This window comes from Massilia sp. ST3 (assembly GCF_018119405.1).
Taxonomy (GTDB): domain Bacteria; phylum Pseudomonadota; class Gammaproteobacteria; order Burkholderiales; family Burkholderiaceae_D; genus Telluria.
On sequence record NZ_JAGPWC010000013.1, the window covers coordinates 30,119 to 46,419 of the forward strand.

A 16,301-nucleotide genomic window follows, 5' to 3' on the forward strand; every position below is an offset into this window, starting at 1 on the left:
CATGAGCTTACACCATCGGCCCCTTTCGGCCCCTTTCCCCGCCCTTACTCGTCGCGCGCGCCGTCGATCCCCAGTTCCACGATCTTGCGGGTGATGGTGTTGCGGCCGATCCCGAGCCGCATCGCGGCGTCGTTCTTGCGCCCGTGGGTGTGCTTGAGCGCGGTGCGGATCAGGGCCGACTCGAACTGGCGCCCGAGCACGTCCATCACGTCCATCTGGCCGGCGCTGAGCATGCCGGCGGCCTGCAGCTCCAGCAGGCCGATCCAGCCTTCGGGCGAGGACGCCGGCGCCTGCGGCTGGCCCGCTGCGCCGTTGAAGCCGGCCGGCGCGGCGGCCGGCGCACCCAGGGACAGCGGCACCGCTTCCTGCTGGCCCTGGCTTGCCTGGGTCAGGTCGCGCGGCAGGTCCTTGACCTCGACCGTCTGGCCAGGGGCCATCACGGTGATCCAGTTGCACAGGTTTTCCAGCTGGCGCACGTTGCCCGGCAGCTCGAGCCCGGCCAGGAAGCGCATCGCCTGCTCGCTCATGCGCTTGGGCTCGACGCCCAATTGTCGTGCACTCTGCACCAGGAAGTGGCGCGCCAGGATGGGGATGTCCTCGCGCCGCTCGCGCAGGGACGGCAGGCGCAGGCGGATCACGTTCAGGCGGTGGTACAGGTCTTCGCGGAACAGGCCGTCGCGCACGCGCTGTTCCAGGTTCTGGTGGGTGGCGGCGATCACGCGCACATTGGCCTTGACCGGCTGGTGCCCGCCGACGCGGTAGAAGTGGCCGTCGGACAGCACCCGCAGCAGGCGGGTCTGCAGGTCGAAAGGCATGTCGCCGATCTCGTCGAGGAACAGGGTGCCGTCCTCCGCCTGCTCGAAGCGGCCGCGCCGCATCGCCTGGGCGCCGGTGAAGGCGCCGCGCTCGTGGCCGAACAGCTCGGACTCCAGCAGGTCCTTCGGGATCGCCGCCGTATTCAGGGCGATGAAGGGCTGCTGGGCGCGCGGGCTGTGCTTGTGCAGGGCGCGCGCCACCAGCTCCTTGCCGCTGCCGCTCTCGCCCGTGATCAGCACCGTCACGTTGGATTGCGACAGGCGGCCGATGGCGCGGAACACCTCCTGCATGGCGGGCGCATGGCCCAGGATCTCGGGCGTCTCGGCGGGCGCCGCCTCGACGCTGGCCTCGCGCAGGCTCTCTTCCAGCGCGCGCCGGATCAGGGCCACCGCCTTGTCGATGTCGAAGGGCTTCGCCAGGTAATCGAAGGCGCCGCCCTGGAAGGAAGCGACCGCCGAATCGAGGTCGGAGAAGGCGGTGATGATGATGACCGGCAGGCCGGGATAGCGCGCCTTGACCGCCTGCAGCAGGTCGATGCCGGATTCGCCCGGCATGCGGATGTCCGACACCAGCACCTGCGGGGTCTCCGTCTCGAAGGCCAGGAGGGCGTCGCGCGCGTTGGCGAAGCTGCGGGTCTCCAGGCTTTCGCGCGCCAGGGCTTTTTCCAGCACCCAGCGGATCGATGCATCGTCGTCGACAATCCAGATTGGTTTCATGTATTCGTGTTTCCCGCAACATGGATTCAATGGGGACCGTCCGCCCCGGTCCTGCGCCCGCAAGCTTATGGCAAGGGCAGCAGGATACGGAAATCGGTCAGTCCAGGCCGGCTTTCGCACTCGATCACGCCCAGGTGCTGCTGCACGAAGGTTTGCGCCAGGGTCAGCCCCAGGCCGCTGCCGCCGTCCCGCCCGGAGACGAGCGGGTAGAAGATGCGGTCGCGGATCTCCGGTGCGATGCCCGGTCCATTGTCGATGATATGCAAGTCTAGTGCCAGCCCGTAACGGACCTTGGCCAGGGTGACCTGGCGCGCCACGCGGGTGCGCAGCACGATCTCGGCGTCGCCCGCGGCGATGCGTCCGGCCAGGGCCTGGGCGGCGTTGTGGGCGATGTTCAGGACCACCTGGATCAGCTGCTCCATGTCGCCGCGGAATTCGGGAATCGAGGCGTCGTAGTCGCGCCGGATCGTGAGCCCTTGCGGGAACTCGGCCAGGATCAGGCTGCGCACCCGCTCGCACACTTCGTGGATGTTGACGTCGCCCACGATGTGGGGTTTGCGATGGGGCGCCAGCAGGCGGTCGACCAGGGTCTGCAGGCGATCGGCTTCCTTGATGATGACTTGCGTGTATTCCTGTAGGTCGGCCAGGTGGTGGGGCGGGAGCTCGAGCTCCAGCAGCTGGGCCGCGCCGCGGATGCCGCCCAGCGGGTTCTTGATCTCGTGCGCCAGGTTGCGGATCAGTTCCTTGTTGGCCTGGCTCTGGTCGAGGATGCGCTCTTCGCGGTCGAGCTTGAGCTGCTGCACGTTCTCGCGCAGCTCGATCAGGAGCTCGCCGCCGTTGCTGTCGCCGAGGGCGCTGACGATGCTGTTCACGTGCAGCGGTTCGCGCCCCACGCGCTGCAGGGTCAGGTCCTGGCGCAGGTCGGCGTACTGGTGGGCCAGCGCCTGGGCGCATAGGGCGCTCAGTTCGGCGCCGTTGGCGAACAGGTCGGGCAGCTTGTAGCGCTGCAGGGACTTGAGCGAGAGTTCGAGGAGGTTTTCCGCGGCCGGGTTGGCGTAGCGCACCTGGCCGGCGCCGTCGGTGAGCAGCACGGCCGAGGCCAGCAGATCCAGGCCGGCGAATGGGCCGGCGCTTGGACCAGCTGCGCGCGCAGGCTCCCCGTGTGCGTTCATCGGAGGTTCGCGATCTCGCGCCGCAGCGCCTCGACGTTGCGTTCGCTGCGGTTGATGTCGTCGCGCATGCCGGACACGCGCTCCTGGTACTTGGCGTAGTTGCGCTCGTTGCCCTGGCGTTCGGGCTCGCCGTTGTTGAAATCGCGCTTCAGGTCGGCCAATTTCTTTTCCTCGGAACGCAGTTCGTCATGCAGGATCTCGCGCCGGTCGTCGTCGCGCGCGCGCTGCTGGGCGCTGTCGACCCGCGGGAAGCTGGCCGGGCTCGCGCTGGCCGCGGGCGGACTGCTCTGGCGCACGGCGGGCGTCGACACGGCCGGGATCGGCGCGGAGGCGCGCGGCGCCGCCGGCGGCGTGTAGCCGAGGTCGAGCAGCTTGCAGCCCTTCCGGCTGCTGTCGGTGAACTCGACGCGGCCTTCGCCGTCGATGCATTTATAGACCGGGGTCTGGGCGGCGGCGGTGTTGCTGAATGCGATGCCAACGGCCAGCAGGGCGATGGTGCGGGTGAATGTCATTCTCATCAGAAACAGATCTGCACAATAAAAGTGCACACATTTTAGTCCACGCCGACTATACCCGATCCCGAAAACAGCACGGGGAAAGCCATGGCTTTCCCCGTCTTTGTTACACAGCATTACAGCTTGTGATGCCAGGCTGCAACACTTTCCTTGACAGGCTGATTACGACGAGTAGTACATGTCGAATTCGGCCGGGTGCGGGGTCATGCGCATGCGCTGCACTTCCTGCATCTTGAGGTCGAGGTAGGCGTCGATCATGCTGTCGCTGAACACGCCGCCGCGGGTCAGGAACTCGCGGTCCTTGTCCAGGGCTTCCAGCGCTTCTTCCAGCGAGGCGCACACGGTCGGGATCAGCTTGTCTTCTTCCGGCGGCAGGTGGTACAGGTCCTTGGTCGCCGCTTCGCCCGGGTGGATCTTGTTCTGGATGCCGTCCAGGCCGGCCATCAGCAGCGCGGCGAAGCACAGGTAGACGTTGGCCAGCGGGTCCGGGAAGCGCACTTCGATGCGGCGGCCTTTGGGGTTCGCCACGTGCGGGATGCGGATCGATGCCGAACGGTTACGGGCCGAGTAGGCCAGCTTGACCGGCGCTTCGTAGCCCGGCACCAGGCGCTTGTACGAGTTGGTGCCCGGGTTGGTGATCGCGTTCAGGGCCTTGGCGTGCTTGATGATGCCGCCGATGTAGAACAGCGCGGTCTCCGACAGGCCGGCGTAGCCGTCGCCTGCGAACAGGTTCTTGCCGTCCTTCCAGATCGACTGGTGCACGTGCATGCCCGAACCGTTGTCGCCGGCCATCGGCTTTGGCATGAAGGTGGCGGTCTTGCCGTAGCTGTGGGCCACGTTCCAGATCACGTACTTCAGGTTCTGGGTCCAGTCGGCGCGCTCGACCAGGGTCGAGAAGCGGGTGCCGAGTTCGTTCTGGCCGGCGCCGGCCACTTCGTGGTGGTGCACTTCGACCGGGATGCCCATCGATTCGAGGATCAGCGACATTTCCGAGCGCATGTCCTGGAAGCTGTCGACCGGCGGGACCGGGAAGTAGCCGCCCTTGACGGTCGGACGGTGGCCGCTGTTGCCGCCTTCGATTTCCTTGTCGGTCGACCACGAGGCTTCATCCGAGTCGATCTTGACGAAGCAGCCCGACATGTCGATCTTCCAGCGGACCGAGTCGAAGATGAAGAATTCCGGCTCCGGGCCGAAGTAGGCGGTGTCGCCGATGCCCGAGGATTTCAGGTAGGCTTCGGCGCGCTTGGCGATCGAGCGCGGGTCGCGGTCATAGCCCTTGCCGTCCGACGGTTCCACCACGTCGCACTGCATGAACAGGGTGGTTTCTTCCATGAACGGGTCGATGTTCGCGGTGTTCGGGTCCGGCATCAGGAGCATGTCCGAGGCTTCGATACCTTTCCAGCCGGCGATCGACGAGCCGTCGAAAGCGTGGCCCGATTCGAATTTGTCGAGGTCGAAGTGCGACACGGGCACGGTCACGTGCTGTTCTTTGCCGCGGGTATCGGCGAAGCGAAAATCAACGAACTTGACTTCGTTGTCCTTAACCATCTGCACTACGTCTGCGGCGGTCTTTGCCATTCGGAATCTCCTAGTTGAAAAGGTGTGTGCCTTGCCTGATGCGAAGCGACAACATGCTTTCTGTTAAAGCAGGAAGCATGCCAAGCTTGAAGCATGAGCAAATGCATAATTCGTTCTTTGGAAACGGGCCAGTTTACCCATAAAATCGCCCTAAACGGATGCACGGCCGTCCGATTCGATCGCGGCCTTGGCGCACCACATTGGTGCAATCCATGCAAAATGCACCACGGCAGCGCAGGATACACTGATCCAGGATGGTGCATCGCGCATTTATGCTCGAAAACGGACCTACGAAATGACTCCCGAACAAATTTTAGAGGCTGCGCGCCAGCGTGCGCCCGGCCAGCCCTACGCGGGCGCCGTGACCCCGGAGGAGGCCTACGCCCTGCTCCAGGCCGATCCGAAGGTGAAACTGGTCGACGTGCGCACGAATGCCGAGCGCGACTGGGTGGGGCGGGTGGCGATTCCCGACGCCCAGCATGCGGCGGTGCAGTGGGCGATTTATCCGGGCGGGGTGCCGAATCCGGATTTCGGGGCGCAGCTGGAAAAGGTGGCGCGCAAGGACGAGGTGCTGCTGTTCCTGTGCCGCTCCGGCGTGCGCTCGCGCCACAGCGCGCGGGTGGCGACCGAGCACGGGTTTGCGCAGTCGTATGACATCCTGGAAGGCTTCGAGGGGGACAAGGACGCCGAGGGGCATCGCAAGACGCTGGGGGGGTGGTGCAAGAAGGGCTTGCCGTGGGTGGGGGCTTAACGAGGCTTGTAGCTCGCTAAGAACCTTGGGCGGAACAATGCCAGTGGCATTGTTCCCGCCTTCGCGGGAAGTCGGAGGCGCCAGTGGCGCGTATGACGGTTTTTAGTGTACAGGCTCGCGATTCCATGTCGACACGCGCCCTCATTACGTCATTCCCGCGAAGCCGGGAACCCAAGCTTGCATGCACGCCGCCAGCGCGAATTACTCCACCACCGGCCCCGCCACGATCCGCTGCCTCACGATATTGATATGACTGCGCAGCCCGTATAACGCATCCGCGAACGCCAGCGGAATCGAGATGTGGTTCACCCGCTCCTCGATATCGTCCAGCCGGTGCAGCAAGTCCTGGCGCACCGCTTCGCGCTCTTCTCCCTGCGCCCTTTCCATGGCCTGCTCCACCGCCCGCAGTTCGCCATACCAGCGGTACACACGCGAACGCACCCGCCACACGTACAGCGGCGGCACGATCTTCGACAGCGGAATCAGGAGGGCCGCCAGGGCCACCGCGATCACGCCCAGCCGGTCGAGCAGGTTGGCCAGCCAGAAGCTCATATAGCGCTGCAGGAAAGGCGGCCCGTCGCGGTAGTAGCGGGCGGCCTCGCTCGCCACCGGGATCTCGGTGTACTTCGGCGAAGGGAACTGTCCCTGCTGCTGGAACCACCCTGCTCCGCCATGGATCTCGTAGGCCGCCTTCACGAACTGCCCTACGAGCGCAGGATGCAGTTCCTCGCGCGCCACCAGGGTCGCGGTCGGCGCGATCAGGTGGTAGTCCTGGGCCGGAATATTGCGGCCCAGGTCGACGATCCCGCGCGGCAGCACCACGTGGGTCAGGAAAGGCAGGCGCCGGGTATAGGCCTCGGCCTGGGAGAAATCGAACAGCTGGATGCCCGGGGTCTGCAGGAGCATCTGGATCAGCGGCGCTTCCGGGGCCGAGCTGAACACGAGGCCGTCGATGCGGCCTTCCAGCAGCTCCACCGTGGCCGGCGTGTTGGCCAGCATGCCGATGCGCAGCTGCTCGGGCTCGACGCCGTTGGCCGCCAGCACCTGGCGGAACAGGCGCGGCACGCCCGTGCCTTCCGGCCCCAGGTTGACGCGCTTGCCCTTCAGGTCGGTCAATTTGCCGACCTTCGCTTCCGTCCGCAGGAACAGCCAGACCGGCTCGGTGAACAGGCTGCCGAGCGAGACCAGGCCATGGCGCGCGGCCTGGCCGTCGTCGGTGGAGCCGCTCTGCACGAAGGCGATGTCGGCCTTGCCCGCGATCAGGCGCTCGAGATTGTCCTGGGAGCCGAGCGAAGGCTGGAGGGTGACCGCGATCTCGTCGCGCGCCAGCAGCCTGGCGTACTGCTTGCCGAACTGCTCGTAGGCGCTGTTCTCCTGCCCGGTGGCCAGCACCAGGTGGCGCGGCGGGGCCGGGTCGACCCACCAGTAGGCCAGGGCCACGGCGGCGATCACGATCAGGATGGTCGGCCCGGAGGCGACCAGCAGGTCGCGCAGCGACACGATGCTGAAGCTGCGCACCCTGGAAACGGCGCGGCGCATGGCGCCGCGCTTCGCGTCCGGCGGCGGCCGCACTAGCGGACGCAAGGCGGCCGGGCCACCACCACCGGACGGGTCACCACCGGCGCGGGGGCCGGCAGCGGCGTGCCGTCAGGACCCAGGACCACCGGCGGCGCCTTGGGCGGCGGCGGCACCAGGCCCGGCACCGTCGTCAGCCCCGCGCCGCCCGGCGCCGGTTCGATCATCGGCATCAGGCTCGGCGCCAGGGTCGCCAGCAGCTGCACCGGCAAGGCGCTGGTGAAGTCGTAGTTGCCCGACTGCGGACCATGCACGTAGGCGGTCATGCTGCCGAAGAAGCGCTCGCCGATGTTGAACACGAAGGTCGCCGAACGGTTCACGTAGCGCGACTCGATCACGCGGCCGCCTCTAGCATAGACCTCGAAGCGCTGGTCGCCGGTGCCGGTCTTGCCGCCCACGGCGATCACGCTGCCGTCGGACTGCACGAAGGCGGTCTTGACGCGCTTGGCGGTACCTTCCCTGACCACGCCCTGGATGGCGTCGGCCACTGCGCGGGCCACCTCGGGCGCCAGCACCTGCTCCTTGCCGCCGCCCTTGTTGCGCTTGACCAGGGTCTCGTAAGGCGTGTCCTTGGCGAAGTGCAGCGAGTCGATGCGCTCCACGGGCTTGCGCACGCCGCCGTTGACGATGATGCCCATCAGCTCGGCGAGCGCGGCCGGACGGTCGGCCGAGGCGCCCAGGGTGGTGGCGTAGGACGGCACCAGCGACTCGAAGGGATAGCCCATCTTCTTCCACTGCGCGTGGATCTTGAGGAAGGCTTCGACCTCCAGCAGGCCGGCGATGCGCTTGTCCTGGGCATGCTTGCGATGGGTCTTGAACAGCCACGAGTACACTTCCTGGCGTTCCTTGACGCTGGCATTGGTGACCTCGGTCCAGGTGGCCTTCGGATGGGTGCGCAGGTAGCTCACCAGCCACAGTTCGAGCGGGTGCACCGAGGCCACGTAGCCGCGGTCGGCCAGCGACATGTTCTTCGGATCGTACATCTCGTACATCTTGGGGATGCGGTCCGGGTCCATGTCGTGGGTCGAGGGCAGCGACTTGTCGATGAACTCGCCGAACTGGGCCATGGTCGCGTTCGGCACCACGGTGCGGTGCGCGGCGGCCAGCTTGGACGCGAGCGGACGCACGCCCGAGAACAGCATGGTCTCGATCTCGGCCGGGGTCTTGCCCTTGTACTTGTTCCAGAACTTGGCCAGGAAGTCCTTGCCCTCGCGGTCGGCGAAGCGCGACAGGTATTCGGCGCGGCGCGGATCGTCGGCGTCGGCCAGCAGCTGGGCCGAGGAGCCCGGCAGCTGGAACATGTAGTAGCGCACCACGTCGCGCATCATGCGCACGAAGACCAGGTTGGTCGACTGGCGCAGCGCCTCGGTGACCGTCATGATCTTGCTGTTGTCCAGCTTGCTGAAGTTGCCGAAGGTGTGCAGGCCGCCGCCGGTGAAGAAGGCTTCGCCCGGGTTGGCCGAATACTTGCGCTCCATCGCGGCCGCCAGCATCGGCGCCAGGCCGCGGTCGGCGCCGTCGGGCAGCGCGCGGAAGTACTCGATCGCCCACAGCGACATGCGGTCTTTCGGATCGACGTTCACGCCCATCAGGCCAATCTTGTCCATCGGCTCGTAGCGCTTGTGCAGCTGGTCGACGATGTCGAGGTAGGTCACCAGGGTGCGCAGCTTGGCCGTGGAGCCCAGGTCGAGCTTGGCGCCCTCGTTGATGTCGAGCGGCTGGTCGTAGTTGTCGGTCTGGACCCGCAGGTAGTTGACGTGCTCGCCGCGCTCCATGAGCGTGAAGCTATACACCACCTGGGCCGGATCGCCGTTGCCGAGCAGGCCCTTGCCGGTCAGGCCGGCCTCTTGCGCGTGGCCCGGATCGGTCAGCTTGCGCAGGGCCGCGGTGACGGCCTGCTGGACCTGGGCGTCCAGGGTCGAGACCACCGACAGGTCGAGGCGGTCGATGTTGTACAGGCGCGGGTCGCCGATCAGGTTGCCGAGGTGGTTGCGCACCGCGTTGGCGGCCTTGCGCGAGACGAAGGCATCGGCCGGCGGCGGCGCCACGCCCGAGCCCTGGGCCGGGTGCAGCTTGGCGCTCAGGGCGGCGTCGCGCAGCTGAGGCGAGATCACGCCGGCCTGGGCCAGCACGCGCAGGTGGCTGTTGGTGAGCGTCTCGAGGTCCTGCTCGCCCGCGCCCAGGTAATAGGCGGGACGGCGCTGGGCGATCATCAGCGACAGCGCTTCCTTGTAGGCCAGCACGGCCTCGGGGCTGGTCATCGGCCCTTTCAGCATCTGCGTGAGCTGCTTGAAGTCGCGGCCGTACCAGACCCACATGCCGTCGCCGATGCCGTTCACTTCGCCATAGCCGGGCTTGGCCGACAGCGGCACCGTGTTCAGGTAGTCGAGCACGATGCGGCGCCGCGCGCCGGTGGTGTCTTCGCCGTCCTGGTAGGCGCGCAGGGTGGCCGAGGCCATCTGGATCAGCTTGTCGGACAGCGAGCTGGTGCGGCCTTCCGGCGAGTGGCGGTACTTCTCGATCTGGGTCGCGAGCGTGGAGCCGCCGGCCACGCGGCCTTCGCCGCCCAGGCCGATGCTGGACAGGGACTTGTCGAAGACGGCCTTCGAGAAGCGGTCCCATTCGACCGCCGGGTTACGGCTCGGATGCTTGGCGTCGAGCAGCTCGCGGTTCTCGATGAACAGCAGGCTCTGCACCAGCAGCGAGGGCGCCTCGTCGAACTGGTGGTAGTAGCGTTCCGGGAAGCGCGAGGCGAACAGCGGCTGGCTGCGGCAATCGAGGATCTCGAGGCCGACCTTGGTCTTCTCGTGGAAGGTGGCGTACAGGCCGCGGTCGGCGAACTCGATCATCTTGGGCGACATGCGCGCCTGGGCCGCGATCGCGTACTCGCGGCCCTGCAGCTTCTCGAGGTACTGCGGCATGCTGGCGTAGCCGAGGCGGGTGTCGTAGGGGCTGGCCGCCGGGAAGCGGATGGCGTTACTCGGTCCCTTTTCCACGCGCCAGTTCAGGTCCTCGGCCATCTCGGCGAAGATCTTGGCCTGCAGGCGCGAGGTCTTCATCTCGAGCGCAGCCCAGGCGGCCAGCAGGGCCGCCAGCAAGGCCGAGCCGAAGAACAGCCAGAGCTTCCAGCGGCGCTTGCGCGGCTTGGGCTCGGGTGCGTCGGCGCCGCCTCCGCCTGGGGCGCCGCCCAGGTGGGGATAAGCTTCGTACAAGGGAACGTCGTTGCCTCCGGCGGAGGCAAAAACAGGTGTCGAGGGCGCAGCGGCCACCGCGGCAGCGGGGCGGTCGCGCCACCTGCCGAACACATCGAACACACTACTGGGCCGTCCGAAACGGCGAATACTTTCCATGATGGCTTAACCGGTCTGAATCGTTTTTACGTGCAATCCCCGCCAACCTGCTCGCCATCTGTTGCTGCTGGTCCGTTCGAGTGATTGAGTGGTATTTGGTTCGTTTGCATCGGCGATGCGATCTCACTCCAGATGGCACCGTCCGTAGGTAATATTCCACCACATCAATACGACACGCGCGAGACACGGTTTAACAATTTTGATGTGCGTGGAATATTTTCGCAAAAAAACAACGGCGGACTCATCGAGGCGTTAATCGCGCGACATGCCTATTTATAAAGGTCGATACTCTGCTTCTAACTTGTCGAGCGCCGCGCACATCGCGGCATAGGCCGCCGCCACCGCGTCCGGTTTTCCCTTTACTCCCAATTCGATATGGCGGCGCGTCTGCGCATCGCCCACGCTCGGCAAACTGAACACCCGTGCACCCTCGTGCTCGCGCTGCAAACGCTCCATCAAGGGCGTGAGTGCGGCTTCCGCCTGTTCGTAGACCAGCAGCGCCCGCTCGCTGTAGGGCTCGCGATGGAACAGGTGGGCATAGTGGGTGTCGAGCACCCAGGCGATCATCGGCCAGGCCATCACCGGGAAGCCGGGCACGAAGTGGTGCGGCGCGTCGCCCTGCATGACCGAGAAGCCGGCGATGCGGTTGTAGGGATTCGGGATCAGCGCCGCGCCTTGCGGGAACTCGGCCATCTTGAGGCGCTGCAGGTTGTCGGGCGCGGCGAAGTCCGGCTCCCTGCCCGCCTCGCGCGCGGTCTCGCGGATGCGCTCCTCGATATGGCGCCGGCCTTCCGGATGCAGCTGCAGGGGCAGGCCGAGCGCCGCGGCCGCGCACTGGCGCGTGTGGTCGTCCGGCGTGGCGCCGATGCCGCCGCAGGAAAACACGATGTCTGCGCCGGCGAAGCTGCGGCGCAGGCTGGCCGTGAGGCGCTGCGGATCGTCGCCGACGAACTCGGCCCACGACAGCTGCAGGCCGCGCTCGGCCAGCAGTTCGACCACCTTGGCAAAATGCTTGTCCTGCCGCTTGCCGGACAGGATCTCGTCACCGACGACGATCAGGCCGAAACCGCCCATGCGCTCTCCCGTGTTTACCGAAGCTGAAACGTCCAGTGTGCCACCGCCAGGGCATCGCCGCTTGCGGCCGCCCATGGCTTCAACGCGCGACGCCGCCGATGCGTGCACATGGGATTCACGCCATCGTGCTCACTGGCTCGGTACGCAACTCTTCCAATGCCTGCAAGCAGTAGTACTGGAACCAGAGCCCTGCGAACAGGAAGATCATGATGTAGAGCCACAGCGAGAGCATGGCCAGCACGGGGAAGAGCACCACCGACAGCACCGCCCCGCCCATCCAGGCGATGCCCGGCAGCGCGCCGGCCAGCCCGGTGGCCAGGCCGATCGCCAGCAGGGGCATGCGGCGCGTGCGCATCAGCGCTTCGCGCTCGGCGCGGCTGGCGTGCGCGGCCAGCGCGTCGTAGCTCATCACGCGCGAGGTCACCCAGGCCCACAGGCAGGCCTGCACCAGCCAGGCCAGCGGCGGAATCGCGTACAGCGGCAGGGTGAACAGCCACAGCACGGCGAACACGGCCGAACTGCCGACGTTCACCGCGATGCTGCCGGCAAAGCTGCCGCCCTCTTTCTTCTCGAGCTTGGGGAACTGCCGCCGGCCCACGTGGCGCTCGATGGCCGGCATCGCGGCCACGCCCATGAACAGCAGGCTGGAGCCGATCATCAGGGGCAGCAGCAGCGCGATCGCCAGCAGCGGCACCACCACCACCTTCAGCACGCCCAGCCCCAGGGTGGCGAGCACGTTGGAACTGGTCTCGAAGGCGTCGTACTGGGAGAACAGGGCGTGCAGCCAGTCCAGCAGCGGCTGCAGCCCGAACCACAGGACCACGCCCCACAGCAGCAGCGACAGCAGCAGCGGCGCGCCCGAGAGCAGCAGCATGCGGCCGCTGAACTGGGCGCGCAGTGCGCGCCGGTAGGCGGTGGCGACGCCCTTCATGGCTGGACTCCAGGGCGGATGCGGGGGCGAAGGACAAGCGGCATGAACTCCTCGTCGGTCGGTGGCGATAGGCGCATTCTACGCATATCGGGCGCGAGGCCCGCGGCGCGCGTGACGCCTTGCCGCCCCATGGTCTACAATCGCCGTTCAACATGAACAACAAGGAAGACCATGTCCACCATTACCACTGATTCCGGCCTGCAGTACGAAGACACCGTCGTCGGCGACGGCCCGGAAGCCAAGGCCGGCCAATACGTCACCGTGCACTACACCGGTTGGCTGCGCAACGACGACGGCACCCCGGGCGCCAAGTTCGATTCGAGCAAGGACCGCAACGATCCATTCCAGTTCGCGCTCGGCGCCGGCCACGTGATCCGCGGCTGGGACGAAGGCGTGCAGGGCATGAAGGTCGGCGGTTCGCGCCGCCTGACCATCCCGGCCAGCCTCGGCTACGGCGCGCGCGGCGCCGGCGGCGTGATCCCGCCGAACGCCACCCTGATCTTCGACGTCGACCTGCTCGGCGTCTGATCGTGCTGGAAGGGGCGCCTGGCGCCCCTTTTCATTTGAGCTTCCCCTCTAAAGTGCGGCCGTTTCGGCGGTACGCCCTATCCTGCTGCGCTAAGATGCCTGCCGCCTTGCCTTGATGGCAAACACAGCAACCAACCACACAGGAGTTTCCATGAGCTTGCAGGAACAGTTCAACCAGGCCCAGCAGGATTCGAAGAATCTGCCCGAGCGTCCCGACAACATGACCTTGCTGAAGATCTACGCGCTGTACAAGCAGGGTTCGGCGGGCGACGCCACCGGCGAGCGTCCGGGCATGACCGATTTCGTCAACCGCGCCAAGTACGACGCCTGGGCGGCGCTGGCGGGCACCTCGCAGGAAGACGCCCAGCAGCAGTACATCGACCTGATCGAGGAACTGAAGGGCTGAGCGGCCGCGCGCCGCTTGCCGGCGCGCCTCCAGCCCGGCTTCGCTCCCCTCAGGCGGGAGCGAAGACCTTGCGCATCTTTTCCGTCACCTTGGCCTCGATGGCCGGCGCGAATGCGCTCATCAGCATCCCCAGGCGGATGCGCAGCGCCGCGCTCTGCCCTTCCAGCCGCAAGTCCCCATCCACGCCGCTGCGCTCGAAACGCAGCACGTCGCCGTCCCAGCGGCAAGCCAGCCCGAATTCCGCCGCCAGGCGCTGCGCCACCTGTTCCGCCGCCGTGCGCGCCGCATCGCGGCTCAGGGCGTGCTGCTGGACGATGTTCAATTCCGCCATCTGAAGCTTTCCTTCCTAATCGATTGCAAGACAATCCGCCATGATGCCAGCTGGAAGCGGGTCATGCCAGAGCCCGCTTCATCCAGCGGCTTGGAGCAACGTCAATTGATGAGTGTCAATGCCTGAGCCGGCCGGCGCGCGAACATGAAGCGCAAGCCGATCATGCAAGGAGCCGACATGGACCCATCCGCCCTGCTGCCCGACGAGCTGGAGACGCCGCAGCGCGCCCAGCCGCCGGTGCGCGCCATCCCCACCCCGAGCGCCCCCTACCTCCAGCAGCACCGCGCCGCCCAGCTGCTGGAAACGCCGGCCGAACCGGACCACGAAGCGCAGACCGAGGCGCCGCCGCTGCCGCACGCCTTCGGTGCCCGCGTGCTGATGTGGAAGCAGGACCCCTCGTTGAGCGAGATCGGCACTCGCCCCGCCTACCTGCCCGGCGTGGTGCTGGCCGGCCCGCGCGACGCCCGCATCGCGCCCGGCGAGCCGGGCATCGCGCCGGTGGAGCCGAACGCCTTCGGCGACTTCGTCACCCAGCCCGACACGCCCCAGTTCGACGCCGTGCACACCTTCGCCGTGGTGCGCCAGACCCTGACCATGTACCAGCGCGCCCTGCTCGCCGCCGGCCTGCCCATGCCCTTGCCCTGGCAATGGAACACCAGCACCGACACTAGCCCGCTGCAGGTCTACCCGCACGGCCTGCCGAACGTCATGAACGCCTTCTACAGCCGGGCCCAGGCCTGCCTCAAGTTCGGCGACTTCGTTCCCACCGGCGCCACCGAGCGGGTCTATACCTGCCGTTCCTTCGACATCGTGGCCCACGAGACCGCCCACGCCGTGCTCGACGGCCTCAAGCCGCGCTGGCTGCTGGCCGACGCCCCGCCCCAGACCGGGGGCCTGCACGAAGCCTTCGGCGACCTGACCGCGATCTTCCTGGCACTGTCCCAGCTCGACCAGTGCGAGGCGGTGGTGGCCCAGACCAAGGCGCGCCTGCACGACAAGTCCTTCCTGGCCGACATCGCCGAGCAGTTCGGGATGGCGCTGGGCTCGACCACCGGGCTGCGCAATGCCGACAACGACCTCAGGCTGGGCGAGGCCGGCACCCAGGTGCATGCGATCTCCCAAGTCTTCACCGGCGCCGTCTACGACGTGCTGGCCGACCTGTTCGCCCACGAACGCGATCCGGGACGCGAGGACGACGCCGCCGTGCTGCACCGGGTTGCCGCCTACCTGCGCGGCCTGTTGCTGCGCGCCCTGATCGCGGCGCCCGGGGACGCCGCCAGCTATGCCGACGTGGTCAACGAGATGCTCCGCCTGGTGGTCGAGGACCGCCGTCCGCCGGTCTACGCCAACTTCATCCGCAACCAGTTCAGCCGCCGCGACGTGGTCGAGGCCGGCGGCGCCCTCACCGAGGACTACCGGCCCGGCACCCGGCTCGCCCCCTGTGTCTGCGACGAACCCGGCGCGCGCCAGGACCGCCACGCCTGCTGCGGCACCATGCAGCTGCCGGAATATCACCGCGCCGGGCAGGTGCTGGACGGCGAGGCGCAGGCGCTGGCGCGCTGGTGCGCGGCCCACGGCCGCCATGGCGCGGACAGGAGCAGGGACGGGGCGGCGTCATGAAGATCAGCGCGCGCGCCTGCGGCGGCTTCGCCGGCCTGGCCGAATCCTACGAGCTCGACACCGCCGCCCGGCCCGAGGGCGCGGCCCTGGAAGACCTGCTGCGCCGGCTCGATTTCTTCGGCGCCGAGCCGGGCTGCCCGGTCGGCGCCGACATGCCGCGCTGGGAAATCACGGTCGAGGACGGCATGCGCTGCCACACGGTCTTCCTGCGCGAGGACGGCAGCGGCGGCGACTGGCAAACCCTGCTCGACGGCTTGCGCAACACCGCTTGACCCGCTGCCGGATACGGCCCGGGCGCCCCGTCCGGGTGCCGCCGGACGGGGCAATCGTGCCAGGCGGAAACGCACGCTCGTGCGGCTTTCTGGCGCCAACGGCGCGGTTTTCCCTTCATTTGCTTATGTGTATTGTGTATAAGCCTAATTTGTAGGAAAACCCGAATTGCCCTAAAATACAGTGCTTTGCATGTCCCGCCGGCCCACCCGTTCCCTTGAAGCGCCCGGCGCCGCGACACCCCCACCATTGATAGGACTGTTATGACCCACGTTGTCACCGAATCGTGCATCCGTTGTCGCTATACCGACTGCGTCGATGTATGCCCGGTAGATTGTTTCCGGGAAGGCCCGAATTTCCTTGCCATCGACCCCGACGAGTGCATCGACTGCGCCGTTTGCGTGGCCGAATGCCCGGTGAATGCGATCTATGCCGAAGAGGACGTGCCTGGCGATCAGCAGCAATTTATCAAGCTCAATGCGGATCTGGCCCGTTCCTGGCCGTCGATCACCAAGACCAAGCCGGCCCTGCCCGACGCGGAAGAATGGAAAGACGTCAAGGACAAGCTGAGCCAACTGGCCCGCTGACGCGGACGGCGCCCGTGTCCGCCTGAGCGGACCGCGCCGGCAGGGTGTCGCCATCGATGGCAGCGTCGTCCTGCCATCGCC

General features: G+C 67.0%; 15 protein-coding genes. 6 read left to right on the forward strand and 9 right to left on the reverse strand.

Going from position 1 to position 16,301, the window contains the following annotated elements:
• Nucleotides 1-44 precede the first annotated feature (44 nt).
• The 4 genes from ntrC to glnA form a co-directional block, all read right to left on the reverse strand.
• Nucleotides 45-1,532, reverse strand: coding sequence for a nitrogen regulation protein NR(I) (gene ntrC / locus KBW98_RS06365; protein ID WP_211519287.1), 1,488 nt, complete (start codon nucleotides 1,530-1,532; stop codon nucleotides 45-47).
• Nucleotides 1,533-1,597: 65 nt separating this feature from the next.
• Complete coding sequence (glnL, locus tag KBW98_RS06370; RefSeq protein ID WP_211519288.1) at nucleotides 1,598-2,704, reverse strand: nitrogen regulation protein NR(II); 1,107 nt, start codon at nucleotides 2,702-2,704, stop codon at nucleotides 1,598-1,600.
• Nucleotides 2,701-3,216 (reverse strand): DUF4124 domain-containing protein, encoded by a 516-nt coding sequence (locus tag KBW98_RS06375; RefSeq protein ID WP_211519332.1) that lies wholly within the window; start codon nucleotides 3,214-3,216, stop codon nucleotides 2,701-2,703. The genes glnL and KBW98_RS06375 overlap by 4 nt, the downstream gene beginning before the upstream one ends.
• 165 nt (nucleotides 3,217-3,381) lie before the next feature.
• Complete coding sequence (gene glnA / locus KBW98_RS06380; RefSeq protein WP_211519289.1) at nucleotides 3,382-4,797, reverse strand: type I glutamate--ammonia ligase; 1,416 nt, start codon at nucleotides 4,795-4,797, stop codon at nucleotides 3,382-3,384.
• A 295-nt stretch (nucleotides 4,798-5,092) separates the two neighbouring features.
• On the opposite strand from glnA, the gene KBW98_RS06385 reads away from it, so the two are divergent.
• Nucleotides 5,093-5,548, forward strand: coding sequence for a rhodanese-like domain-containing protein (locus KBW98_RS06385; RefSeq protein ID WP_211519290.1), 456 nt, complete (start codon nucleotides 5,093-5,095; stop codon nucleotides 5,546-5,548).
• Between the two features lie 201 nt (nucleotides 5,549-5,749).
• Here the strand turns inward: KBW98_RS06385 and KBW98_RS06390 are convergent, their stop codons facing one another.
• The 4 genes from KBW98_RS06390 to KBW98_RS06405 all read right to left on the reverse strand — a co-directional run bounded on the left by KBW98_RS06390 (nucleotide 5,750) and on the right by KBW98_RS06405 (nucleotide 12,478).
• Entirely contained in the window at nucleotides 5,750-7,087 is a 1,338-nt protein-coding gene (locus KBW98_RS06390; protein ID WP_211519291.1) for a TAXI family TRAP transporter solute-binding subunit, read from the reverse strand.
• 32 nt (nucleotides 7,088-7,119) lie between these two features.
• Nucleotides 7,120-10,335, reverse strand: a complete 3,216-nt coding sequence (locus tag KBW98_RS06395; protein WP_373888913.1) for a transglycosylase domain-containing protein — start codon at nucleotides 10,333-10,335, stop codon at nucleotides 7,120-7,122.
• A gap of 411 nt (nucleotides 10,336-10,746) precedes the next feature.
• Complete coding sequence (locus KBW98_RS06400) at nucleotides 10,747-11,547, reverse strand: molybdopterin-binding protein (RefSeq protein WP_211519293.1); 801 nt, start codon at nucleotides 11,545-11,547, stop codon at nucleotides 10,747-10,749.
• A gap of 115 nt (nucleotides 11,548-11,662) precedes the next feature.
• On the reverse strand, nucleotides 11,663-12,478 hold the full coding sequence (locus tag KBW98_RS06405; protein WP_211519294.1) for an EI24 domain-containing protein: 816 nt from the start codon (nucleotides 12,476-12,478) through the stop codon (nucleotides 11,663-11,665).
• A 171-nt stretch (nucleotides 12,479-12,649) separates the two neighbouring features.
• On the opposite strand from KBW98_RS06405, the gene KBW98_RS06410 reads away from it, so the two are divergent.
• Together KBW98_RS06410 and KBW98_RS06415 are read left to right on the forward strand one after the other, a co-directional pair.
• Complete coding sequence (locus KBW98_RS06410) at nucleotides 12,650-13,006, forward strand: FKBP-type peptidyl-prolyl cis-trans isomerase (protein ID WP_211519295.1); 357 nt, start codon at nucleotides 12,650-12,652, stop codon at nucleotides 13,004-13,006.
• Nucleotides 13,007-13,157: 151 nt separating this feature from the next.
• The gene (locus KBW98_RS06415; protein WP_211519296.1) at nucleotides 13,158-13,412 is read left to right on the forward strand and encodes an acyl-CoA-binding protein; all 255 of its coding nucleotides are present in this window, start codon (nucleotides 13,158-13,160) and stop codon (nucleotides 13,410-13,412) included.
• 49 nt (nucleotides 13,413-13,461) lie between these two features.
• Here KBW98_RS06415 and KBW98_RS06420 read toward each other — a convergent pair whose 3' ends face one another.
• Complete coding sequence (locus tag KBW98_RS06420) at nucleotides 13,462-13,743, reverse strand: polyhydroxyalkanoic acid system family protein (protein WP_211519297.1); 282 nt, start codon at nucleotides 13,741-13,743, stop codon at nucleotides 13,462-13,464.
• Nucleotides 13,744-13,920: 177 nt separating this feature from the next.
• Here KBW98_RS06420 and KBW98_RS06425 point away from each other — a divergent pair, with 177 nt between their 5' ends.
• From KBW98_RS06425 to fdxA, 3 genes are all read left to right on the forward strand, one after another.
• Complete coding sequence (locus KBW98_RS06425) at nucleotides 13,921-15,363, forward strand: hypothetical protein (RefSeq protein WP_211519298.1); 1,443 nt, start codon at nucleotides 13,921-13,923, stop codon at nucleotides 15,361-15,363.
• Nucleotides 15,360-15,635 carry a protealysin inhibitor emfourin gene (locus KBW98_RS06430; protein ID WP_211519299.1) on the forward strand — a complete coding sequence of 92 codons (276 nt, stop codon included), beginning with the start codon at nucleotides 15,360-15,362 and terminating at the stop codon, nucleotides 15,633-15,635. The genes KBW98_RS06425 and KBW98_RS06430 overlap by 4 nt, the downstream gene beginning before the upstream one ends.
• A gap of 261 nt (nucleotides 15,636-15,896) precedes the next feature.
• A complete protein-coding gene (gene fdxA / locus KBW98_RS06435; RefSeq protein ID WP_211519300.1) occupies nucleotides 15,897-16,220 on the forward strand; it encodes a ferredoxin FdxA in 324 nt (107 codons plus the stop codon).
• Nucleotides 16,221-16,301: the final 81 nt, after the last annotated feature.

Bases quoted from the DNA above. Each gene is read 5' to 3' on its own strand.
- KBW98_RS06420 (WP_211519297.1), bottom strand. From the start codon at position 13,743: ATGGCGGAATTGAACATCGTCCAGCAGCACGCCCTGAGCCGCGATGCG.
- KBW98_RS06410 (WP_211519295.1), top strand. From the start codon at position 12,650: ATGTCCACCATTACCACTGATTCCGGCCTGCAGTACGAAGACACCGTC.
- KBW98_RS06400 (WP_211519293.1), bottom strand. From the start codon at position 11,547: ATGGGCGGTTTCGGCCTGATCGTCGTCGGTGACGAGATCCTGTCCGGC.
- KBW98_RS06375 (WP_211519332.1), bottom strand. From the start codon at position 3,216: ATGACATTCACCCGCACCATCGCCCTGCTGGCCGTTGGCATCGCATTC.
- glnA (WP_211519289.1), bottom strand. From the start codon at position 4,797: ATGGCAAAGACCGCCGCAGACGTAGTGCAGATGGTTAAGGACAACGAA.
- KBW98_RS06385 (WP_211519290.1), top strand. From the start codon at position 5,093: ATGACTCCCGAACAAATTTTAGAGGCTGCGCGCCAGCGTGCGCCCGGC.
- KBW98_RS06390 (WP_211519291.1), bottom strand. From the start codon at position 7,087: ATGCGCCGCGCCGTTTCCAGGGTGCGCAGCTTCAGCATCGTGTCGCTG.
- KBW98_RS06430 (WP_211519299.1), top strand. From the start codon at position 15,360: ATGAAGATCAGCGCGCGCGCCTGCGGCGGCTTCGCCGGCCTGGCCGAA.
- KBW98_RS06415 (WP_211519296.1), top strand. From the start codon at position 13,158: ATGAGCTTGCAGGAACAGTTCAACCAGGCCCAGCAGGATTCGAAGAAT.
- glnL (WP_211519288.1), bottom strand. From the start codon at position 2,704: ATGAACGCACACGGGGAGCCTGCGCGCGCAGCTGGTCCAAGCGCCGGC.
- ntrC (WP_211519287.1), bottom strand. From the start codon at position 1,532: ATGAAACCAATCTGGATTGTCGACGACGATGCATCGATCCGCTGGGTG.
- fdxA (WP_211519300.1), top strand. From the start codon at position 15,897: ATGACCCACGTTGTCACCGAATCGTGCATCCGTTGTCGCTATACCGAC.
- KBW98_RS06425 (WP_211519298.1), top strand. From the start codon at position 13,921: ATGGACCCATCCGCCCTGCTGCCCGACGAGCTGGAGACGCCGCAGCGC.
- KBW98_RS06405 (WP_211519294.1), bottom strand. From the start codon at position 12,478: ATGAAGGGCGTCGCCACCGCCTACCGGCGCGCACTGCGCGCCCAGTTC.